The sequence below is a fragment of the Tardiphaga sp. OK246 genome (assembly GCF_900188215.1).
GTDB classification, from domain to species: Bacteria; Pseudomonadota; Alphaproteobacteria; order Rhizobiales; family Xanthobacteraceae; genus Tardiphaga; species Tardiphaga robiniae.
This window is the reverse complement of record NZ_FZOX01000004.1, coordinates 619,376-641,631: the sequence shown is the minus strand read 5'-3', so window position 1 is coordinate 641,631 and position 22,256 is coordinate 619,376. Positions and strand designations below refer to the sequence as shown.

23 protein-coding genes are annotated in these 22,256 nt (G+C 59.4%); 7 read left to right on the top strand and 16 right to left on the bottom strand.

Features of this window, described 5'->3' with window-relative positions; genetic code table 11:
- Positions 1-51: 51 nt before the first annotated feature.
- Positions 52-873: an IclR family transcriptional regulator gene (locus tag CHC01_RS21365; protein ID WP_199488720.1), complete on the bottom strand. Its 822-nt coding sequence runs from the start codon at positions 871-873 to the stop codon at positions 52-54.
- Positions 874-1,258: 385 nt separating this feature from the next.
- Between CHC01_RS21365 and CHC01_RS21360 the strand changes: the two genes are divergently transcribed.
- The 4 genes from CHC01_RS21360 to CHC01_RS21345 all read left to right on the top strand — a co-directional run bounded on the left by CHC01_RS21360 (position 1,259) and on the right by CHC01_RS21345 (position 4,695).
- Positions 1,259-2,452 (top strand): ABC transporter substrate-binding protein, encoded by a 1,194-nt coding sequence (locus CHC01_RS21360; RefSeq protein WP_349636625.1) that lies wholly within the window; start codon positions 1,259-1,261, stop codon positions 2,450-2,452.
- Between the two features lie 190 nt (positions 2,453-2,642).
- Positions 2,643-3,425 (top strand): SDR family NAD(P)-dependent oxidoreductase, encoded by a 783-nt coding sequence (locus CHC01_RS21355; RefSeq protein ID WP_176454659.1) that lies wholly within the window; start codon positions 2,643-2,645, stop codon positions 3,423-3,425.
- Positions 3,426-3,473: 48 nt separating this feature from the next.
- Complete coding sequence (locus CHC01_RS21350; RefSeq protein ID WP_210421695.1) at positions 3,474-3,872, top strand: VOC family protein; 399 nt, start codon at positions 3,474-3,476, stop codon at positions 3,870-3,872.
- Positions 3,873-3,921: 49 nt separating this feature from the next.
- Positions 3,922-4,695, top strand: a complete 774-nt coding sequence (locus CHC01_RS21345) for an SDR family NAD(P)-dependent oxidoreductase (protein WP_089266200.1) — start codon at positions 3,922-3,924, stop codon at positions 4,693-4,695.
- A gap of 1,284 nt (positions 4,696-5,979) precedes the next feature.
- Here the strand turns inward: CHC01_RS21345 and CHC01_RS21330 are convergent.
- From CHC01_RS21330 to CHC01_RS21305, 6 genes are all read right to left on the bottom strand, one after another.
- The gene (locus tag CHC01_RS21330) at positions 5,980-6,285 is read right to left on the bottom strand and encodes an antibiotic biosynthesis monooxygenase (RefSeq protein ID WP_089266197.1); all 306 of its coding nucleotides are present in this window, start codon (positions 6,283-6,285) and stop codon (positions 5,980-5,982) included.
- Between the two features lie 36 nt (positions 6,286-6,321).
- On the bottom strand, positions 6,322-7,296 hold the full coding sequence (locus CHC01_RS21325; protein ID WP_244558466.1) for an ABC transporter ATP-binding protein: 975 nt from the start codon (positions 7,294-7,296) through the stop codon (positions 6,322-6,324).
- A gap of 68 nt (positions 7,297-7,364) precedes the next feature.
- Complete coding sequence (locus tag CHC01_RS21320) at positions 7,365-8,165, bottom strand: ABC transporter permease (RefSeq protein ID WP_089266196.1); 801 nt, start codon at positions 8,163-8,165, stop codon at positions 7,365-7,367.
- Complete coding sequence (locus tag CHC01_RS21315; RefSeq protein ID WP_244558465.1) at positions 8,158-8,895, bottom strand: ABC transporter permease; 738 nt, start codon at positions 8,893-8,895, stop codon at positions 8,158-8,160. The genes CHC01_RS21320 and CHC01_RS21315 overlap by 8 nt, the downstream gene beginning before the upstream one ends.
- Positions 8,896-9,012: 117 nt before the next feature.
- Positions 9,013-10,047: an ABC transporter substrate-binding protein gene (locus CHC01_RS21310; protein ID WP_244558464.1), complete on the bottom strand. Its 1,035-nt coding sequence runs from the start codon at positions 10,045-10,047 to the stop codon at positions 9,013-9,015.
- 123 nt (positions 10,048-10,170) lie between these two features.
- A complete protein-coding gene (locus tag CHC01_RS21305) occupies positions 10,171-10,848 on the bottom strand; it encodes a DUF1028 domain-containing protein (RefSeq protein ID WP_139285964.1) in 678 nt (225 codons plus the stop codon).
- Positions 10,849-11,017: 169 nt separating this feature from the next.
- On the opposite strand from CHC01_RS21305, the gene CHC01_RS21300 reads away from it, so the two are divergent.
- Positions 11,018-12,034 carry a LacI family DNA-binding transcriptional regulator gene (locus tag CHC01_RS21300; protein WP_141137143.1) on the top strand — a complete coding sequence of 339 codons (1,017 nt, stop codon included), beginning with the start codon at positions 11,018-11,020 and terminating at the stop codon, positions 12,032-12,034.
- 30 nt (positions 12,035-12,064) lie between these two features.
- Here CHC01_RS21300 and CHC01_RS21295 read toward each other — a convergent pair whose 3' ends face one another.
- The 6 genes from CHC01_RS21295 to CHC01_RS21270 all read right to left on the bottom strand — a co-directional run bounded on the left by CHC01_RS21295 (position 12,065) and on the right by CHC01_RS21270 (position 17,170).
- A complete protein-coding gene (locus CHC01_RS21295; protein ID WP_089266297.1) occupies positions 12,065-12,352 on the bottom strand; it encodes a DUF1330 domain-containing protein in 288 nt (95 codons plus the stop codon).
- 134 nt (positions 12,353-12,486) lie between these two features.
- Positions 12,487-13,164, bottom strand: coding sequence for a DUF1028 domain-containing protein (locus tag CHC01_RS21290; protein WP_089266192.1), 678 nt, complete (start codon positions 13,162-13,164; stop codon positions 12,487-12,489).
- Between the two features lie 157 nt (positions 13,165-13,321).
- Complete coding sequence (locus tag CHC01_RS21285; RefSeq protein WP_089266191.1) at positions 13,322-14,104, bottom strand: ABC transporter permease; 783 nt, start codon at positions 14,102-14,104, stop codon at positions 13,322-13,324.
- A 4-nt stretch (positions 14,105-14,108) separates the two neighbouring features.
- Entirely contained in the window at positions 14,109-14,936 is an 828-nt protein-coding gene (locus CHC01_RS21280; protein ID WP_089266190.1) for an ABC transporter ATP-binding protein, read from the bottom strand.
- Complete coding sequence (locus CHC01_RS21275; RefSeq protein WP_089266189.1) at positions 14,936-15,979, bottom strand: ABC transporter substrate-binding protein; 1,044 nt, start codon at positions 15,977-15,979, stop codon at positions 14,936-14,938. Before CHC01_RS21275 ends, CHC01_RS21280 begins: the two co-directional genes overlap by 1 nt.
- A 102-nt stretch (positions 15,980-16,081) precedes the next feature.
- Positions 16,082-17,170 (bottom strand): Ldh family oxidoreductase, encoded by a 1,089-nt coding sequence (locus CHC01_RS21270; protein ID WP_210421694.1) that lies wholly within the window; start codon positions 17,168-17,170, stop codon positions 16,082-16,084.
- A 512-nt stretch (positions 17,171-17,682) separates the two neighbouring features.
- Between CHC01_RS21270 and CHC01_RS21265 the strand changes: the two genes are divergently transcribed.
- On the top strand, positions 17,683-18,708 hold the full coding sequence (locus CHC01_RS21265) for a LacI family DNA-binding transcriptional regulator (protein WP_089266188.1): 1,026 nt from the start codon (positions 17,683-17,685) through the stop codon (positions 18,706-18,708).
- A gap of 206 nt (positions 18,709-18,914) precedes the next feature.
- Here the strand turns inward: CHC01_RS21265 and gfa are convergent, their stop codons facing one another.
- On the bottom strand, positions 18,915-19,481 hold the full coding sequence (gfa, locus tag CHC01_RS21260) for an S-(hydroxymethyl)glutathione synthase (protein WP_089266187.1): 567 nt from the start codon (positions 19,479-19,481) through the stop codon (positions 18,915-18,917).
- Positions 19,482-19,501: 20 nt separating this feature from the next.
- Entirely contained in the window at positions 19,502-20,611 is a 1,110-nt protein-coding gene (locus CHC01_RS21255; protein ID WP_089266186.1) for an S-(hydroxymethyl)glutathione dehydrogenase/class III alcohol dehydrogenase, read from the bottom strand.
- Between the two features lie 96 nt (positions 20,612-20,707).
- Between CHC01_RS21255 and CHC01_RS21250 the strand changes: the two genes are divergently transcribed.
- A complete protein-coding gene (locus CHC01_RS21250; protein ID WP_089266185.1) occupies positions 20,708-21,592 on the top strand; it encodes a LysR family transcriptional regulator in 885 nt (294 codons plus the stop codon).
- Between the two features lie 186 nt (positions 21,593-21,778).
- Here CHC01_RS21250 and CHC01_RS21245 read toward each other — a convergent pair whose 3' ends face one another.
- Positions 21,779-22,225, bottom strand: a complete 447-nt coding sequence (locus CHC01_RS21245) for a MarR family winged helix-turn-helix transcriptional regulator (protein ID WP_089266184.1) — start codon at positions 22,223-22,225, stop codon at positions 21,779-21,781.
- Positions 22,226-22,256: the final 31 nt, after the last annotated feature.

The following is a 22,256-nucleotide window of genomic DNA, read 5'->3' as shown; positions in this document are numbered from 1 at the left end:
CGAAGAAGCAGTTGCCCGCCGGAAAATCTCTATTTGCTTGAAGGCACGTCTCTAGCGGCTGACGGGACCGCCAATCCGTTCGGACAGATCGCTTGCAGCTTTCTTCAGTGCAGTTTCCACTTCCGCGATCGTTTTCCTCTTCGTCAGATCGAGACGCTCCGCATAAGGAACGGTGAGCGCGGCAATGGCCGAGCCTTGCGTGTCTAGAATCGGATAGCTGACGGCGTGCAGCCCTTTGACCTGAACACTAACAATCGACTCGTAACCACGGCTCCGGACCTTTCGCAGGACCTGCTCGATCTGGGCGTTGACCTGATCAGGACGTCGCCGAACGGACTCCTTGATCCGCTGTTGCGCTATGGCAGGATCCTGAAATGCCAGAAGCACGCGGCCCGACGCCGAAACCAATACGTCCAGTTCGGCGCCCACCCGCACACTGAATCCGAGGCCGCTGGGATTGTCGACCTTGGCAATGACGATCTGGGCGCCGTCGCTGTAGACGGTCAGATGACAAGCCTGCTCCAGACGCGACGAGAGGTCCTGCATGATCGGGCCCGCTTCCGATAGAAGCCGGTTCGTCGGAGGATTACTATGAGCGAGGGCGAAGAGCTTCGTCGTAATCCCATAGCTTTCACCCAAGCTGACAACATAATTCCGGCCGACCAGACAGGCGAGCATTCGATAAATCTCGCTGACACTCCGCCCCAGGCGGTCCGCCATTTCGGTTAGCGTCATCGACGTGTTGCTGCGGCACAGCAACTCGAGGATATCCAGCCCTTTCTCAAGGGCGGGCGCAGAATATGTCGCAACCGACGACGAATCCGCCACATCTGATTTTTTTGTTGGTTTGCGGCTCATTGTCGGTTTTTTCATTCCGGAATTCCCTGTTGCTCGATTGGACGATCCTACGTGAGACCGCCCTATCATCGATAGATTCATCGGCGCGAGTTCGCCGCTAAATTTGCGCTGCAAAATGCGATCTGCGGACCACGCCGCTGCGCAGGGCGCGCGCCTCACTATGGTAATCCGGCAATTGCGGGACCGCCGCGGGATCGATTGTTCCGTCCGAATGTTGCAACGCCCTGGGTTAATTTCATATATAATAGTTTGACTTTATATATAAAAAATGGACTACTTGCCCATCAAAGGCTGATCGCTATGGCGAAACAGCAGCACCCGCTCTCTCCGAAGCCTCTTCGTCCAGAGCGGAAAATGAAAAACAGACGTATCGGGAAACGCCACTGTCACTTCGGAGGGAATGCTCATGCTGAGATCACTTCTTGGTTCGCTTGCGCTGCAGTTGATCGTTGGGACCGTCGCTGCTCAAGCAAATGATTCAATCAAGATCGGCGTCATGAATGACCAGACCGGCATTTATGCCGATTTGGCCGGCCCCGGCTCTGTAGTCGCGGCGCGTCTGGCCGTCGAGGATGCAGGCGGCAAAGTGCTCGGCAGACCTATCGAAATTGCCGTCGCCGACCACCAGGGCAAGCCCGATATCGGCGCCAATATTGCGCGCAAGTGGTATGACGTCGATGGCGTCACTGCGATCCTCGACCTGCCGGTGTCGTCTATCGCGCTCGCTGTCCAGGAAGTTGCCCGCCAACGAAACAAGATCGTGATGTTCTCAAGCGCCAGCGCGTCGGACCTGTTGGGGAAGTCGTGCAACCTGACGTCGTTCCAGTGGACCTTCAATACGCTGTCTGCAGCACGAAGCACGGCTACCGCCGTCTTCAATGAAGGTGCGAAATCCTGGTACTTCATCGCTGCAGATTATGCCTTTGGAAAAGCGATGGTGCGCGATGCGAGCGCTGTTATTGCCCAAAAGGGAGGCCGAGTTGTGGGCACCGCGTGGCACGCGCTCGGCACATCTGATTTCGCATCCTACCTGCTGCAGGCCCAAGGCTCAGGCGCACAGGTCGTCGCGCTCGTGAGCGGCGGCTCCGACTTCATCAATGTGATGAAACAGTCGAGCGAGTTCGGCTTGGCCTCCGGCGGACAGAAGATCGTCTCACTGCAGACGTTCATCTCAGATGTTCACAGCATTGGCTTGCCTATCGCCCAAAAACTAACGCTCACCGCCGCGTTTTACTGGGACCTCGACGAAAAGACCCGCGCATGGTCGAAACGCTTCGCCAACCTCAGTGGCGGTCGCATGCCGACCATGGCCCAGGCCGGCGTTTACAGTGCGACTTTACACTACATCAAAGGAATCGCAGAGGCCGGAACGACTGACGGTGTGGCTGTGGCCACGGCGATGCGAAAGCTGCCTGTCGAGGACATGATGACCCATGGCGCCCGTATTCGCGACGACGGGTGGGTGATGCGGGATCTCTATCTTTTCCGCGTCAAGACACCGAGCGAGTCCAAGGGACCGTGGGACTACTACACGCTTCTGTCCAAGATCTCCGGGGAAGACGCCGCCCCTCCCCGCCTTCCGGAATGCAAATGAACAATACGATTTCCATCTCGATCAGACGCCTTGGTCGGTCCGATCGGTACCTGGCGATGGAGAATATAGGCACTTGCGCTTCAGTTGAACCGACGTGGCCGTCGCCATTTACCGATGTGTTTTACATATAAAAACTTGACATCATATATAAATTGCCATTCCGTGTTTCTCAATAACAGCACGGACCTTGATGTCCGGCAGAAAGGCGGGAGTGTTGCGAGAGGGAAGACTGGCCAACAAGGTCGCGATCATTTCCGGCGGCGCTGGAGGCATTGGATCGGCGGCAGCACGACTGTTCTGCAAAGAAGGCGCTCGGGTCGCGCTCGTTGACCTCGACGCCGCGAGCCTTCGCGCTGTCGCGGACACCGTGAGGTCGGAGACCGACGGGGCAGAGTTGATGTGTATCGCCACCGACCTTCGTGAAGAGCGTTCAGCCCAAGATATCGTCTCACAGGTCTTGAAGGCATATGGCGGTATCAGCGTTCTGGTGAACAACGCGGGCATCCGACGTTACGAAGCATTGGCGGACGCCCCTTGGGAGGCATGGGAAGACATCATCCGGCTCAACTTGCTGAGCGTGGCGTCTCTCTCACGTGCTGCGCTGCCGGCCCTGCGTCAGGGCGGCAAGGGCAGCATCATCAATGTCTCCTCGACATATGCGGTGTATGGCCGAAAGGGCATGGGCGCCTATGACGCAACTAAATCGGCGGTTCTCTCCCTCACCCGAACCCTGGCCTATGAGGAAGCCACACACGGCGTACGGGCAAATGCTATCTGCCCGGGGTTCACCCGCACGCCGTTCCATATTCATCGGCTCGGCGTCGAGACTGTCGAGAAGATAACGCCGCCTTGCGTGATGAAACGTTGGGCCGATCCGATGGAGATGGCTTATCCAATGTTGTGGCTCGCTTCCGACGAGGCATCCTATGTCACGGCAGCGACTCTGATGGTCGACGGCGGCCTTCCCGAATAAATTCGCCCAGAAAGAAAGGACCGTGCGATGGACCTTAAATTGCATCACGTGAACTACTCGACCAAGAACGTCAAAGCGCTCTCCGACTTCTATAAATCGCTCTTCAATCTGACGCCGGCTCATGCAGGCACACACACCCAGATTGTCTCACAGGGCTATGACGGTCAGGTTGAGTTTCTAACCGACGGAACGACCGAGTTCCATATCGCGCCGCAGGATCTTGGAGTGGCCTTCCGCACCAAGCAGAGTCTCAACCCTCTCGATCGCGGCCATATCGCATTCCGCACCGATGATATCGAAGCGTTCAAGACGATGCTGAACGAAAAAGGGATCCAGTTCGCCGACTACGGCGTCTGGGCCGTCGGCGGCTGGTACCAGATTTTCCTTCAAGATCCTGATGGAACGATTATCGAGGTGCATCAGGTGGATTACAAGGAAGCAGGCTGACCTGCAGCTTCCTCTCGATCGCGGATCAAACTTAGAGGCGAAGACCGATATGCTTCTCAATGACAAGGTATGCCTCATCGTGGGTGCGGCATCCGAACGGGGAATTGGCTTCGCGACAGCTAGACTGTTTCGCGAACACGGCGCATCTGTCGTCGCGCTCGATATCCAGATGGAAGGCAGTATTGTCGCCACACTCAATCGGGTTGCAGGGCATGATGGTGGACCTGCGGGCAGGATTGAAGGACGACGGTGTGACGTGACCAACCGCGACGATTGTGCAGAAGCCATTAGGTGGACCTGCGAACGCTTCGGTCGGATCGACGGACTGGTGAATTGCGCGGGCATCGTGACAGCTGGTTCGATGTTGAGCATATCGGCGGCGGAGCTGGATCGAATGATCGACATCAACCTAAAGGGCGCCTTCAATGTCTGCCAGAGCGTCGTCGAGGTAATGTCGAGGCAAGGCAGCGGATCGATCGTGAATGTTGCCTCCGTGGCAGCGCAACGGGGCGGCGGACTGGTAGGCGGCGCGCATTACGCGGCATCGAAAGGAGGCGTCATCAGCCTGACGCGCTCGATCGCCCGGGAGTTCGGCCCGACCGGCATGCGAGCAAACACGGTTTGCCCATCCTTGATCGAAACCGCCATGCTGGATGGCAACATCAACGAACAACAAATGAGTTCGCTGCTTGGGCAGATCCCCCTGGGGCGCGCCGGGCACCCCATCGATGTCGCCGGTGCCTGCCTATTTCTGATTTCCGAGCTATCCGCCTACGTCACGGGCGCAACCATCGATGTGAATGGCGGCAGCCACATCCACTAGCGTCACCCAGTACCGGTCTCGGCGCCGCGCAAGACGATCTCCGTGAGCTGACCGCACGGCGAAGAAAGGCTCGACAAATCCGTTCAACTCAGTTTGCCCTCCGTTGCCGCGGCCACGAGATGGTCCACGACATAACGTACGCGAGGACTGAGCTGGACCTGACGCGGCCAGACCGCATGGACGTCTACCCGAATGGTGGAATGCCCCTGAAGGACCTTCTGCAAGGTGCCACGCCCAAGGTGATCTCGGACAAGCACATCGGGAGCTGGCAAAGCCCCAGCCCGCCGACGGCGGCATCGACCATCGCGTCCCCATCTCCTACCTGGTGCGTGACCGGAGGCGAGATGCGCTTTTCCGATACACCATCGCCTACCTGCCTCCCGATGTCCATTGGCTCGTCAACACCGTGACACGGAAGGGCTACGTCGCGCGGGTTACATGTGCGATTGCGGTTTGAGCTACTCCGAATGCCCTGCTGTCTCTGGTCAACGGCACTTGTCTATCCCACTTGCCCACCCTCGATGCTGACGCCACCATGCGGCGCTCGGGTGCGGTTGTTCGTGGTGATGAAGACTAGCACGGCATTCGGAGTAGCATTCTGGGTCCAGCCCCCGGCGCGCCCGCCCTCTAACGGCCAGCGACAGACCTTCGGTTCAGTCCGACGAGCGCTCCAAAGATGACACCGACGCATATCGGCATTCCGATCATTGACAGGGGCGACACGAGCAACTGCATTAGCACCGCGTAACCCTTGCCATCAGCCTCGCTTGCCGACTGAGACTGCAAGAAGCTCGTCACGAACACGGCTAGGAGCATCCCGGCCACCGCGACCTTGAGCCATGTGATGCCCCTCGGGAGGCGCCGCGCAGTGTAGCTCACTGCGACCGCCGGGAGTACAGTGAGTGCGACGAACAGCAGAATAATGAACATCAAGACCAGTCTCGCTTGCAGCGGCGCACGGTCCTCTCGACACTTGAATGCTGTGGCAGAACTAACGTGATCGCCGTGAATGTCGTGATCCAGAGCAACATGTAGAGCGGCAGAGCGACGCCTTGATAGTACGCTGACTGGCTCGATGTTGACAGCGCCAATTGGTAGTCAGCGATCTCCCGCTGGGACTTTGGCAAATTCGGCCTGAACTAGGCATGCTGGCAGATCGACATCAATAATATCTTCCCGAGGGCACAAAGCGCGACGCGGTTACCTTGCGAGCGCGCTTCGCCCCTTCGACGTTTTGAACGCGACACCAGCACACGCGCTAGACAGCCGACGATTGCCGGATGGTCACGGGCACCAGGTCGCTTCGAAATGCGCCGACCTGTCATCCCAGCGCGTCAGGAAAACCTGCGTTTCCGGCGGCACGACCGCCTTGGTGCTGTCCTGCCCCGCGAAGGCTTCAATCGCGGCCATTGATTCCCAGAACGTGATCTCGACGATGGCGACTTCGTCCGCCTCGTTGTTGCGCATGAAGTACGAGCCCTTGTAGCCGGGCACCCGATGCAGTGCAGGCAACGTTTCCGTCGTCAAAAGTTTTTCATAGGCGTCCGCCTGTTTCGGCTTTGCCCAGCCACGCCATACGCGTCCAATCATCGTCGTCTCCTATGTGATGTGAAATTCGACCCGAGTTCAATCGAGAACCCGAATACGGTTCGCCGCGACACGTAATGTAACCGTGTCACCTGCCCTGAAATTCTGGCTGTCAGTGGCGAGACATCGAATGTGATGGGCGCCCACCGAGACCACGTAGCGGACCCGTGATCCTAGAAAGATTGCCGTTTCCACCCGCGCACTACATCCCGCTTGGCCCGCCGAGGCCAATTGTACGTCTTCCTGCCGAAAGGTGATGGTCGACGCGCCTTCGCGGACATGGCCGTCCGCCAATGGAAGCGCACCTTCAGCAGAGATTCGTGCATGACAAGTGGCGCCATCTGTTTCCAGATTCACATCAAGAATATTGGAGGAGCCCATGAAGGCCGCAGAGAACCGCGTCGCCGGTGCGCCGTAGAGTTCGGACGGCGTGCCCTGCTGTTCGATCTTCCCTTCATTCAGGAGAATGATGCGATCCGACAAACTGAGCGCCTCTTCCTGGTCATGTGTCACGAAGATGGTGGTCAGCCCGGTCTGCCGATGCAGCTGGATCAGTTCCTCCTGCATGCTTTCGCGCAGGCGGGCATCCAGGTTGGACAGCGGCTCGTCGAGCAGCAGCACCTGCGGCCGCGAGACAACGGCCCGCGCGACCGCGACGCGCTGCTGCTGGCCACCGGACAGCTCACGCGGCCTGCGCGCGGCGAGATGACTGAGCTGAACCATCTCCAGCACGTCTTTCACCCGCTTGGCCTGTTCCTGTCTGGTCCCGATGCTGCGCATCCGGAGCGGAAACATCACGTTGTCGAACACGCTGAGATGCGGCAGCAGCGCATAGGACTGGAACACCATGGCGATGTCGCGCTTCTCCGGGGGAAGCGCGGTCGAATCCTTGCCGCCGATGACAATCGATCCGCTGGTCGTCTGCTCAAGACCGGCGATCATCCGCAACAGTGTTGTTTTTCCGCAACCACTCGGTCCGAGCAGGCTGACGAATTCGCCCTTGGCGATCGACATGGAAACGCCCTTGATGACGGCGGCATCACCGAAGCGCTTCGTGATATCGATAAGCTCAACCGCGGCCATCAAGCTGCTACCTTCTGCACGCCGAGCAGCCGGTCGATTGCCAGCAGCATCACAATGGTCAACCCGATCATCAGGGTGGAGACGGCCGCGATCGACGGATCGGGGCTGAACTCCAGTTGCGTATAAATTTGAATGGGCAGGGTCATGATCTCCGGCGAGCGCAGGAATAACGAGACGATGGCCTCATCGAACGATATGTTGAAGGCGAAAAAGGCGCCTGCAGCGATGCCGGGAAGGCACTGCGGAAGAATCACGTAGAGCAGTGTCTTCCAGCGGCCTGCCCCCATGGTGCGCGCCGCTTCTTCCAAAAACTTGTCGGACGTCGACAGCACCGCAAGCGTGGTGCGGATGACGTAAGGCACCGCGATCACGGTATGACCAATCCAAAGGGATACGAAGGACGTCCGGCCGATCTGCGCACTCCAGAACATCAGAAGTCCGAGCGCGAACACGATCGTTGGCAGCACCAGCGGAGACAGCACCAACGCCGAGAGGATGCCGGTACCCGGAATGCGCCCGCGATGAAGTGCGATGGCCATTCCCGTTCCGACGACCGTCGCAGACGCCGTCACGACCGCGGCGAGCTGCAAGCTGTTCCAGGCTGAATGAACATAGACATTCGAGTCGAGGACCGTGTGATACCATTTCAGACTGAAGCCCTGCGGCGGAAACGCAATGTAGTCACCTGCCGTGAACGATACGCCCGCCACAACGACGATCGGTCCGAGAATAAAGACGAGCATGACCGCAACGAAGAGCGCGGTGACGATACGAACCCAGGAAGGAATGGACCTAACCATGGGATTTCCTCGTCAGCCGAATATAGGGGATGAGGAGGATCAGCACCCCCACGAAGAGGATCAGTGACTGGGCAGCAGCGAAGGGCCAGTCCTGTGATTTGGTCGCGGTTTCGTAGATCGACCCGGCGAGCACCGGCAGGCGAGCGCCGCCGAGCAGTGACGGCGTGATGAAGTAGCTCACCGACAGCGTGAACACCAGCAGCGACCCGGCAACGATTCCCGGTACAGACAGCGGAAGGACCACGCGCCTGACGGAAGCGAGAAAGCTGCACCCCATGACGCGCGATGCTTCTTCGAGGCGCGGATCGAGTCTCAGTATGACACCGAGGACGGACAGGACCATGAATGGAAAGAGGATCTGGATCATGCCGATCACGATGGCGGCCTCGGTATGCATCATCGAATAGTTGCGCCGGACAAAACCCATCGCATACAGCGCCTCGGGCAATAGCCCGCCCCGCCCCAGCAGCACCATCCAACCGAATGTCCGGACGACGACGCTGGTCATCAAGGGCAGCGTGATGAAGATCATCAGCCAGACCCGCAGGCGGGGCCTCGCGCGGGCCATGACATAGGCGAACGGGAAGCCCGCGATCGCGCAAACCAGCGTGATGATGCAGGATAGTTTGATGGTTCGCCATGCAACGCCGAGGTAATAGGCGTCGGTCAGAAAACGTTCGATATAGGAAAGCGTAAAGGATCCGTCCGGGTACTTGACGCCGAGCACCATGATGCCGGCGACAGGAACCAGAAACGCCAGACACAGAAGAAGAATCCCGGGAGCGGCAACGATCCAATCGTCATAGTACCTGTTCATCGCGCCCTCGGTATTCGTCTATTGCAGCGGTCAGCGTGCGATCAGCTTCTTCCAGCTCTCGATCAGTGCCGCCCTGTTGCCGTCGACCTGAGCCGGGTCGAAGCGGATCAGAGACTGCACGCCGTCGCCGAACACCACTTCGGATGCGACGGCATCATCAAGCTTGGTCTTGCGGTTGGTGGGCGAGTATCGCATCTCGCGGGCAAATGCCGCCTGAACGTCCGGAGACAGTTCGAAGTCGATCAGCTTCTTGGCAAGCGCCTGGTTGGGACGACCGGCAACGAGATTGGCGGTAAAGAACACCGCCGGCGCGCCTTCTTCGGCCATCACGAACTTCACCGGCTGGCCGGCTTGACGGATGACATGGGCGTAGTCCTGCGAGAACGCGGCAACCCATGCATCATTCTGGGCAAAGTTCTGTTGCACTTCCGGCGATGACGAGATGATCACCGAACGGTTGAGCAACTGGCCGACCTTCTCGAGGCCCGGCTTGGGGTCGTCGAGCGCTCCGCCCCACACCTTGTTCATCATCAGGAAGCCGAGCAAGCCATAGGAATTGGACAGGTCGGTGAGCACGAGATGGTCGCCGTATTCGCTCTTCCAAAGATCCTTCCACGCCTTCGGCGGAGCCGGAACCTTCTTCTCGTTGTAGAGCAGGCCGATTGCCGTTACCAGATGGACAGGGCCTTCGCCGCGCGCCATGCCTTCGGTGGCGAACGGATAAAGATCGGCGGCATTCGGCAGTTCCTCGGGCTTGATCGGCGAGATCAGGCCTTCCCGTGCCGCAACCACTTCCTGGCCGCCCGAGAAATGCACCACGTCATATTGCGGAGCGCCCTTCTGGGCACGCAGCTGCGCCAGCGTATCCGCAGAGTAAACCGTCACGACCTTGATCTTGACGTTGTTGGCCTTCTCGAAGGGCTCGAACACGAGCTGCTTGTGCAGCTTCTCATAGGCGCCGCCCCACGAATTGACGACGAGCGTCTCCTGCGCAACGGCACCGGAGACGGAAGGCATGATAAGGAAAGACGTTAGGAGCGCCAGAATGGTCTGATTTGCTTTCACTGCACTTCACCTTTCAATGTCTGATCAATGCTTGCGGATATTGCCTCGATTGAAGCGCGTAGCCGCGCTTCAAGACCCCTCGGAATTTTGCCGGAGTATCGCGCGAGACACCGGCAATTTGCCCTAGACGTTCATGGGCGAGTTTTCGAGCAACGTCAGTTCACCGGGCGTCAGGACCTGCTTGATGAAGCGCTCCTGGTGCGGCTTGTAGAAATCCCACAACCGGCGCAGTTCGAGATGCGGATTTTCAGCCCAGTCAATCCGCAGATCGACAAGCGGCCAGGTTTCACGATCGGCAATCAGCAGCGCAGACGACATGATGGGCTTGGTCTCGCCACCCGCAGCCAGCCCTGCATCGACCGCGGCCAGCAGCCGCTCCGCAAAGACCAGGTGCTCGCTCGCCTCGAACGTCTCGACCATCGCGCGCGGCACGTCTGTATTCGCAATGAAGTTGCCGGTCGAAACGCAAGATTTCCCGGTGAAGCCCGCATTGATGCACTCGATCTCTGGACCGTTGAAGAAGGCGACACGCCCCTCCTTGTCGACCGCTGCGAATTGGCGCTCCTGAGGAAAGTCGTTTGTCGCGGCCAGCAGGTTGACCGTTTCCTGCGCAGAACACCCGCGAGACAGCAGGTCGATACCGAGCGGGCCTGCCCGCGTATCGGTACGGTGCTGTGTCGTGACGGCCCCGACCCCGGCCTTCACCCAGGGACAGCGATTGCCGACCGCAACCGCGGATGTGGCGATGCCAATGCCGAACATTCCTGACTTTGGATCCCGTGCCATGATGGAAAACGTCAAAACTCTCTCCAATACCGTTCGAACGTGTTATTTTAGCGCTACAATATGGTAAGAGTTTCGCTCGTCAACTTAAAAAAGCAGCAGATTGCAGCAATGTCTGAAATTGGGGCAGCATGACCAAAATCGGGCAATCTATGCAACTTTCCGACGGCAGAAGGTGGATGACATTTTGAACGACCAGAAGAGCCCAAAGCGCTCCATCAAGATGTCCGATGTCGCGCGGGAAGCCGGCGTCTCTCCCATGACCGTCTCGAACGCGTTCAAACATCCAGCAAAGGTCGTTGCGGAAACGCGCGAGCGGGTATTCTCGGTCGCGGCCCGGCTCGGCTATGTGCCAAATCTGATGGCAGGAAATCTGGCATCGGGTCGCAGCAACATCGTCGCCGCCATCGCGCCGTCGATCCAGAACTCCAACTTTGCCGGCATGATCATCGGGCTCGAGAACACACTGCGGGCCCGCGGCTACCATCTCATCATTTCCGTGGTGGATAAGATCGAGAGGGAATTCGAAGCCGTACGCGCGCTGATCGGGCGCCGGGTCGATGGTATTGTTCTCACGGGAGTGAATCGTGATGATGCGACGCGGACAATGCTCGTTAATGCCGGCATTCCCCTTGTCGAGACCTGGGATCTCGAGGGGCCGTTCATCGACATGGGTGTCGGCTTCTCGGCCCGGAAAGCTGCCAAGGACATTACGCGCCTGATGATCGCCAGCGGCAAGCGGCGCATCGGGCTGGCGGGTTACGAAGTCAGCAACAACCGTCGCTTCCAGGAGCGGGTCATCGGCTTCAAGGAGGCGATGATGGAGGCCGGGCTAAGCCCCAACCTCACGGCATTCGTTCCGGACTGGTCCGGTTTCTCGGGCGGTCGTCTTGCGATGGACGAGCTCCTTGGGCGTGAGCCGCTGCTGGAAGGCATGTTCTGCTTCACCGACGTTCTGGCAACCGGCGCACTGTTCGAATGCATGCGGCGAGGCTGGGACGTGCCGGGTCGATTTGCCATTGCTGGATATGGCGATTACGAAATCGCTGCGGAAGTACCTCCCGGGCTGACCACGATCCACACGCCGGGCGACAAGATCGGTGAAGCTGCCGCCGACATGATTCTGCGCCGCATTAACGGCGGCGACACGTCGGATATGATTATCGACGTCGGCTACCGTCTTGTGGTTCGAGGCAGCGTCTGACGCTGGGCGGACCCAGTGTCAAATAGCCGATCAACCTACGCCTTCGACAGCAACCACGTGACGCTCGGAAGCGCCTTCGGTAAATTGCCGGGCTTCGGCATATTCTGACGAATGGTAGCATGCCTCTGCAGCCGCGAGGCTGGGAAATTCGATCACCACGGTGCGTTCGAAATCTCCGCCCTCGAAGATGATCTGCGTGCCTCCCCGCGCCAGCATGACCCCACCGTATTCCTTGATCGCCGGGCCAGAGAGCGCGACATATTTTGCGTAACGCTCGGGATCGGTAACGTGCACCCTGGAACACCAATAGGCGGGCATGCGACTCTCCATTGCTACAGAACGAGATGTGTCGGGAAGCCAGCTCGTCATTCGGAGCCGGCGCTGTTCCGCCGCACCGACAGATCGTTCCCGGAGCGGGTGATCGGGTGCGGCGGATTCTTGCGCTGCGCGCGTCAGACGTTCATCGGAGAGTTAGCCAGGAGCGAAAGCTCCGATGGAGCCACGACCTGCTTCACGAAGCGTTCCTGATGCGGTTCGTAGAAATCCCAGAGGCTGCGCAGTTTCGACAGCGGCTGCTCCTCCCAATCAACGCGCAGATCGACGAGAGGCCAGCTCTCCCGATGGGCGATCAGCAGCGCAGCCGACATGATCGGCTTCGTTTCGCCGCCGGCTCGCAGACCCGCATCGACGCCGTCAAGCAAGCGGCGGGCAAACGTGTCGGCCTTCGACACATGATAGCCGTCGATAATGGCCTCCGGCACGGAAGTGTTGGCAATGAAGTTTCCCGTGGACACGCAGGCATTGCCGATGAATCCGGCATTGATGCATTCGATCTCGGGGCCGTTGAACAAGGCGGCGCGGCCTTCCTTGTCGACGGCAGCAAACTGGCGTTCCTGCGGGAAGTCATTGGTCTTTGACAGGACATTGACCGTCTCCTGTGCCGAGCAGCCCTTCACGAGCAAGTCGATGCCGATCGGGCCGGCTCGGGTGTCAGTGCGGTGCTGGGTCGTGACCGCGCCGACACCGGCACGAACCCACGGACAGCGATTACCCACTGCTACCGCCGACGTGGCAATCGCAATTCCGAACATGCCGGTCGCCCTGTCGAGGGCAGCTATCGAAAACGTCATTTTCTTCTCCTTTGAGTCCTTCAGTAAAGGTCAGCCTATAGACGAGCGAAACCGTCGCACCGGATTGCCAGGGCCATGTTGGTCGCGCGTTTATCGATGCAGGGCGACTAGCTTGAAACCGCCGCCGTTGAAGCGACAGGATGTTTCAACCGCTGCGTCATGTTGCTGTTATCCTGCTGCGTTGCGAGACGTGCCAGGGCAGAAGCCAGCGCTCGCACAACTCGACCGCAAAAAACATGATGGTACCGATGATGCTAAGCAACACGATTGCCGCGAACGCACGCGGCGTGTTGAACGTCGCCTGGCTGATCAGGATGACATATCCCAGACCGCGTTCACCGGCGACGAATTCACCCACGATCGCGCCGATCAGCGCAAACGAGATGCCGACCTTCGCTCCTGCAAAGATACTGGGCAACGCATTGGGAAGCCGGATCTTCAGCATGACGTGGCGCTTCGACGCCCGGGCCGAGCGCGCGAGGTCAATCATGTCCGAATCCACCGCGCGCAATCCCAGCGCCGTGTTGATGACAATCGGAAAAACCGCAATCAATGCGGCAATTGCCGCCTTCGGCTCGCTGCCCGTCCCCATCCAAATGACGAAGATCGGCGCAAGGGCTACTTTCGGCACCGAATTCGTGGCGATGAGCAGTGTATAGAGCGCTCGGTCGAGAAAGCGCGATGACACGATGGCCATAGCCAGGCCGACTCCGATGACCATTGCCAGCCCAAAGCCGACCGACGTCATGTAGATCGTATACAGGGACTGATACAGATAGAAATCCGGATTTCGGTAGATTTCGGTTGCGATCAGCGACGGCGACGGCAGCAGAAACGTTCGGACTCCGAACATGCGAACCGCGAGTTCCCATAGACCGATCGTCAGTAGCAGAACGGACGCAACCGTGCGCGCGTGCTCGCTTTCTTTCCAGACTTTCATCGCTTCACTCCGATCCGACAACGCCGAGCGATGCGAACAATTGACGGATGTGGGTGGTGTATTTCCCGAATTCCGCGGTCTGCCGCACCGCGAGCGCCCGTGGACGCGGCAGATCGATGTCCACGATCTCGGCGATGCGTCCCGGGTTGCGCGCCATCACGACGACGCGATCCGCAAGATAGACCGCCTCGTCAATGCCGTGGGTGATGAACAACAGCGTCTTGCGGGTCGCGTGCCACAGCCGCTCGAGCTCGACGTTGAGGTCGTCCCGCGTCATGGCGTCGAGCGCGCCAAACGGCTCATCCATCAGCAACAGTTCGGGATCTACGAGCAGCGCGCGGCAGATCGCGGCCCGCTGCCTCATGCCACCCGACAATTCCCATGGATAGCGATGAACGAATTTCTCGAGCCCATAGCTCTTGAGAAGGGCGACAGCCCGATCTTCGTAGTCCTTGCGCCTGAGGCCGCGCAACTCGGCGATCAGCAGGACATTGTCCAGCACGGTGCGCCAGTCGAGCAGCACGTCGCGCTGGAACACGATCGCCATATTGTCCGGCGGCGACACGACGTGCTGGTCCTTGACCATGATCCGGCCTGCGGTCACCGGCTGAAGGCCGGCGATGCATTTCAGCAGCGTGCTTTTGCCGCAGCCGGACGGACCGACGACACTGACGAATTCGCCCGCCGCGATATTCAGCGTGACATCCTGCAGCACCGGGACAGCATTCGCACCGGCATCATAGGATTTGCTGACGGCAGAGACTTGCACATAGGGCTTCGTCACCTCGCGTGGGGTGACGTCATCGACCACAGCTTCGCTCGACATCGGCATCAGGACTTGATCAGGTCATTCGTGAAGAAGTCATCCGGCTTCGCACCGGGCTTCAGAAGTCCCGCCTCGGTCATGGATTTGATGGCCAGCGTCCAGTCGTCCGTCGACTGCCAGCCGTTCGGCTTCCCTTGCGTGTTGGGCGTATTGAGGAAGTCCTTGCTCAGGACAAGCTGCGCCTTGAGCACCTCGGTCTTGAGCTGCTTGTCGGCACGAGCCGCCATGATCGCCGCCACAGCCTCGTCGATATGCGCGGGATTTTCGTAGATGTATGTCCAGGCGCGCGTCTGCGTTTCCGACAGCCTGCGCAACGCGTCCTTTCGCTTCGTCAGACTGTCGTCGGTCGTCACCAGGCCGTAGCTTGGAAACACGATCCCGGCGTCTGCCGCCAGGAACGAACGGCCCGGCCGCGTATCCATCACCAGTGGCTCGCCGAATTCGGAGAGCGAGAAAAAGCCATCTGCATCGCCGCTCGCAAATGTCGAGACCATCGCGGCGGGCGATACCATGACAGCGTTGACCTGATCGGCGCCGGTCCCTTTCTGCAGGCCGATCATCTTGATGTACTGGTCGATGAACGGCGCCCACGGGCTGTTCGCAAAGCAGACGATCTTCTTGCCGGCCAATTCCTTGACGGTCTTCGGTCCTTTGGCAGCATCGACGATGACCGAAAGATCGCCCTTCCGAAGGTAGCCAGCGAACGACTTGACCGGCAGCCCATTGGCGCGCGCCACGGCCATGGGACCGACCTGCACAAGGCCGACATCCACCTTCCCGGCGGCCACCAAATTGATCGTGTTCAATGTGCCGGTGCCATCCTGGAGGTCCATCACCAGGTTGCTGTCCTTTATCCAGCCCTTCGCCTGCGCAAGATGTAGGGCGCCATGAACACCCCACGGCGCGAAATCAACTCTCACCGAGATGGCGTCGGGCTGCTGCGCGATCGCAGGCGACCTCAGCCCAAGCATCGGCAAAGCAGCCATGGACCCGATGATCGTGCGGCGTGTCACGGACGTAACGCGCATGGGTTTCTTGGAGAAGGTCATGGAGGGCCTCACATTGACTTTGCTGATGACAAAAGGACTGAAGAAATCTGCCTGCATACCGCGTGCGCTATGCGTACCGAGCCTGTCCAGGACACCTGTGCGTCACCTGGCGGCGCCCTCCAGCAAATTATGATCCGCCTCGTAAGTCTGGAGCCGGAGGGAGCTTGCTCCTGAACGAAGCTCTTTGAGAGTGTCGTAGAGGGAACGTGGCACGAGCACGCCATCCTGGGGCGTGCGCTTGCGCGCCTGGTAGCGCCGGTCGGACGGAAGACGCGCACCTTCCTGCTGAAGGATTCGCTCGAACAGTCGCTCGCCATGGGCGAGCTGAGCCTCGCGACTGCCGCCCGACAAACATCGCACGGGATCGATGGCGATGATGAATTCGCCCTTGCACGGGGCCCCGGTCCCCGTCTTGTCGTCTTCGCCGGCTTCGTAGCTCAAGGTGTCACCGATCAGCGGGCCGGCAAGAAGCTCGATCATGAGCGCAATCGACGACCCCTTGGCGCCGCCGAATGGAAGCTGCGCGCCATCAAGCGCCTGCTTCGCATCGGTCGTCGGTTTTCCGTCGGGGCCAAGCGCCCAGTTCTGCTCGAGAGGCACTCCGTCGCGCAGCCTGACCTGGATTTCACCGCGCGCGCAGGCGCTCGATGCCTGATCGAACACCAGCGGGAAGGTATCGGCCCGCGGCCAGGCGAAGGACATGGGATTGGTTCCGAACAGGCGGCTCGTGCCGCCGGCCGGCGCCACATACGGAGCAGCCGACACGAAGGCCAGAGCCACCAGACCCGCCTCTGCGAGGTGCTGGGTTTCGGGCCACAGCGAACCGAGATGGACGGCGTTGTTGATGGCCAGCGCGGCGATGCCCTGCTGCTTTGCGCGCGCGATCAGAGGCTCATAGCTCCGCTCCAGAGCCAGAGGAGAGAAGCCGCGCTTGGCATTGATGCGCAAAACGCTCGGCGACAAATCGGACAATTCGGGTTCAACGACGCCCGAAGCGTGACCGACCTTCACCGCGTTGACATAGAAAGGAATTCGGAAAAGTCCGTGATGGCGGCACTCGTCCCGCTCGGCCGCGGTGACCGTACGGGCGATGGCAGAGGCATGCACCTCGCCGAACCCCTGAGCAAGGAGCAGCGATCGGGAAGTCTCGTGGACCTCCTCCAGAGACATCCGTACGGCATCGTTCGTCATCATTTTGATCCTGTGCGCAGAAAACCGAGGTGCAGGAGCACCGGACAGATATCGATCGGCTGAGAGGCTGACAATTTTTGTAGCGCTACAATATAAATAATCGTTATTGGGTCAATGGCAAATAATTGGTTTTTTATGCGCAAATGCGCTTCTTTATGCCCAAGATTCAGTCAAACGATCGAAAAAGTACATCCACGATAAAGGCTTGTCGATCTATTTTGTAACGCTACATAATCACATCGAATGCGGTTCCGGCCTGGCATTGGAGACCCTACTCGGAAAGTAGCTGGCAAGAACCGGCGGCCACAGGCAGACCCCCAATCGTTGTGAACCGCTGCTCTCCCGTGATGGCTCGAATGCTGATGCGTGCAAATGGCTTTTGCGATACCGAGTGCCGCGTAACCTGCTTCCTTGAACAACCGCACTGCCGTCCACGTCTCGGAAGCAGACGCCTGTAAAATCTGCATGATATCTGTCGCCGCCCGCGCGAGCCTTTTCTCCTGGGAAATCCGATGACGAAACCGACGCCGTCCCCCACTTCAACCCCACGGCGGGTCACCATGACGGACGTCGCCAAGCTTGCAGGCGTTTCGCCGATGAGCGTCTCCAACTCATTCAAATATCCTGACAGAGTGAGCGCCGAGATTCGCAATCTCGTGTTCGAGGCGTCTGCCAAGCTGGGCTACCTTCCCAATACGCTGGCAGGCACGCTCGCATCGGGCCGAACGCACGTCGTCGGCGCCATCGTGCCATCACTTCGGAATTCGAACTTCGCTGGCATGATCCAGGGACTGGAAGAGACCCTGCACGCCCGTGGCTACGAACTCATGCTGGCCGTAGCCGATGACATGGAGCGAGAGCGCAGAGCCGTACAAGCCTTTCTTGGGCGCCGGCTCGATGGGATCATTCTCACTGGCGTTGACCATTCTCACGATGTCGAAAAGCTGCTGAGGCGATCCGAGACGCCGGTGGTGCAGACGTGGTCGCTGAACGGGCCCTTTATCGACATGGGCGTCGGCTTTTCGCTGTACGATGCTGCGTTCGAGATGACGCAGCTCATGATCCAACGAGGCTATCGCCGCATCGGATTCGCCGGTTATGCCCCTCCCAACAACGCCCGCTTCGCCGAGCGGCAACGTGGCTTCCAGGAAGCGATGCAACAGGCGGGCCTCGCAAGCGATCTACTCTATTTTGGGCAGGAGACCCTAGGGTTTGCAGCGGGACGACTCGCTCTCGAACAATTGCTTGAACGCGATGCCAAGCTTGATGCGCTGTTCTGTGCGACCGACGTTCTGGCGGTAGGCGCCATGTTCGAATGCGCTCGCCGCGGCTGGCCCATTCCCGAGCGCTTGGGCGTCGCTGGATATGGCGACTATGAAATTGCTGCGGAGATCCGGCCCGCTTTGACGACGGTACGTACACCGGGCCATGCAATGGGCGCCGCGGCCGCACACTTGCTTTTTGATCGGAACGAAGGAACGCAAATCGAACGCGTCATTGACGTTGGGTACGAGATTATTGTCAGAGAGAGCATCTAGCCAACGTCATCGAACACCTAGACCGAGATAACTTTCAGACAAGTTGATGGGCGCCGGATACCGTCGCATCGTCCGGGCACTATATGAGGCATCAAAGGGCCCTGCTTGCCAACAACGAATAACTCGGCCTGGTGTCATGGTGTTAGTCTTTCCCGGCATGTCGAAGCGCGCCCGGCGCGGCCACCGTGCCGGACGCTTCGATCCCCTCAGTTCGCGTGCGCCTGCTTGTAGGCGTGCGTCGCCAGCACATCCATCAGCGTCGGATTAAGGCAGTCATAGGGTTGAAGGCCGATGCTTTCGATCTGCGCGCGGACCTTGCTCATTCCTTCAGGGGCGAATCCACTCTCGATGATCGACGAAACGAATGCCGCGAATCCGGGAGCCGCAGAACCGGCTTCCTCAAATAGTTCGGCATGAATGAAGTCCAGACCGTGGAAGGCGTGGCTTTCATTCTCGATGCGTCCGTACATATGAACGCCGCATGCCTTGCAGGCGTGACGCTGGATGGTCATCGCCGGATCGACGATCGCCAGCTTGTTGCCGTTCTCGGTGACACGAACCTTGTCGCGCGGCACCACCCCGACCACGGAAAAGACAGCGCCTTCCGGCTTCCAGCACTTCGTGCAGCCACACGCATGGTTGTGCATGACATTGCTTCCGACGGTCACCTTCACGGGATTGTCGGCGCAGCGGCAGACCAAAGTGCCTCCGGAAAAACCCTCGGCGCCCTGCTTGATGCCGTCATTGATCGTCGGGTGTAGAAGAATAGCCATTCTGTAATCCAGTCTGCCTGTCAGAACACGACGACCGAGCGAATGCTTTCGCCGGCATGCATCAGCTCGAATCCCTTGTTGATGTCTTCGAGCTTCAGGACGTGGGTGATCATCGGATCGATCTCGATCTTGCCGTTCATGTACCAGTCCACGATCTTGGGAACGTCGGTCCGGCCCCGGGCGCCACCGAACGCGCTTCCCTTCCACACCCGGCCGGTGACGAGCTGGAACGGACGCGTGCTGATCTCCTTGCCGGCCTCGGCGACGCCGATGACCGTCGAGACGCCCCAGCCGCGATGGCACGCTTCCAGCGCCTGCCGCATCACGGTGGTGTTACCGGTGCAGTCGAACGTGTAGTCGGCGCCGCCATCGGTCAGCGCCACCAGATGCTGGACGATATCGCCTTCGACCTTCTTCGGATTGACGAAATCGGTCATGCCGAAGCGGCGGCCCCACTCCTCCTTGCCGTCGTTGAGGTCCACGCCGATGATCTTGTCCGCGCCCACCATCCGCGCGCCCTGGATGATGTTGAGGCCAATTCCGCCCAGACCGAACACGATGACGTTGCTGCCCGGCTCGACCTTCGCGGTATTAACCACGGCGCCTACGCCCGTGGTGACGCCGCAGCCGCAGTAGCAGGCCGTCTTGAACGGCGCATCGCTGCGGATCTTGGCGACGGCTATTTCAGGCAGGACCGTGAAATTGGAGAATGTCGAGCAGCCCATATAGTGGTGGATCGGCGTACCCTTGTAGCTGAACCGGGTCGTGCCGTCGGGCATGAGCCCCTTGCCCTGCGTGGCGCGGATCGCCGTGCAGAGGTTTGTCTTGCCGCTCAGGCAAGATTTGCACTGCCGGCACTCTGGCGTATAGAGCGGAATGACATGGTCGCCGGGACTTACCGAGGTAACGCCAGCGCCGACCTCGCGCACGATACCGGCCCCTTCATGACCCAGAATACTCGGAAAAACACCTTCGGAATCCAGCCCGCCGAGCGTGTAGGCATCGGTATGGCAAATACCGGTCGCCATGATTTCCACTAAAACCTCGCCCTGCTTCGGTCCCTCGAGGTCGAGTTCGACGATTTCGAGCGGTTTCTTCATTTCAAACGCAACGGCGGCGCGGGTTTTCATGTCGTCCTCCAGAATTGGGTCGCCTCATCATGCTCTTCGAGCCATCCGGAAAAAGACACGTTTCGAAAAACACTGTTTCACTAGGGGGACGATGATATGACCGGCTGGGACGGAATCGAGGAAGCCGTGGCCGTCGATGCGACAGGCAGCTTCGCCAAGGCAGCAGCGTCGCTCGGCGTTTCCACGTCCCATGTCAGCCGCGCGATCGCGCGACTGGAAGATATCGTCCAGGCACCGATTTTTCATCGAACAACTCGACGCGTGGTCGTGACCGAAGCCGGCCGCGCGCTTATCGAACAGTTTCGGCTGGTGATTCAAACCCGTGACGTGGCACTTGCCAGTATTTCGCCCGACGGCGAGCCTCAGGGTTCTATCAAGGTCACTTGCTCGACTGCGCTGGGAGAACGCTTCGTGGCTCCCATCATCCGACAGTTCGCCATTGATCACCCGCGCATCAGCGTTTTCCTCGACCTGACAAATCGCGTCGTCGATCTGATCGGAGAGGGATATGATCTCGCAGTCCGCACCGGGCAGCTTGTCGACTCCCGTCTAACGGCAACGCGCATAGCATCTCGCGGTCTCCGTACCTGCGCGTCACCTTCATATCTGGAGGCACGGGGCACTCCTCAGCTTGTTGCCGATCTCGGCAACCACGAATGCCTTATCGGGTCGAGCGCGACGTGGCATTTTACAGAGAGCTCCAACGATGTCATTTATCGCCCACAAGGTCGCTGGCGATGCAACAACGGCGGCGTCGTGCTGGAAGCCGCGATCTCCGGCATTGGCATCTGCCAGTTGCCTGACTTTTACGTGCGTACCGCGCTGAATGACGGACGTCTCATTCCGGTACTAACACCATTCAGACCGAGCGATGAAGCAATCTGGGCGATCTACCCCCAGCGGCGCCATCTGCTGCCGAAGGTGCGCAAGTTGGTCGAGATGCTTCGGCTTCATCTGCCTCGATACCTGGACTTGTTGTAGACCCAGGATGCATCCATCATTATGTCTTTGGCCTTTCCGCCGAGTAGCGGCGACGCGCGCGCCGATCATCGATAGCGGCATCGCTTCGGATTGCGCCGCAATCGTCGAGCCGCTTAACGCATATGCTCGTCGATCAGCGGTCAAGGGCAGCGCGATGGAGCGATGAGATGGGTCGATCGGCGCAATTCAGATATCTTCATAGACAGCGCGCATCGGCACTCTGCTGGTCGCGTTGTTGGAGGAGGCAATCTCGACAAGCATCGACAGGAATTGTTCTGCGCGCTCCTTGCCGAGAGGAGCGAGAACACGCTCTTGCGCCCGCACCACCGAGGCCTCGATCGCTCCAAGGAGTTTGAGGCCATTCTCGGTCGGATAGAGGCGGCGCGCTCGGCGGTCGTCAAGATCGGCCTCGCGCCGTATCGCTCCGCGAGTTTCAAGCCGCTCGACGCATTTGGTAACCGACGAACGGTCGAGGCCGGAACGATGTGTCAGTCGGGTCTGATCGAGACCAGGTTCTGCAGCGATGAGTCCCAGGGCACCATATTGGGCCGGGCTGAGATCATACTCGGCCGTCTCTTCGATGAAGATTGCCATCGCCACCTGATTACACCGACGGATGAGAAATCCCGGCATCTGCGTGATGTCCTCTGACCGCCATTGGCGT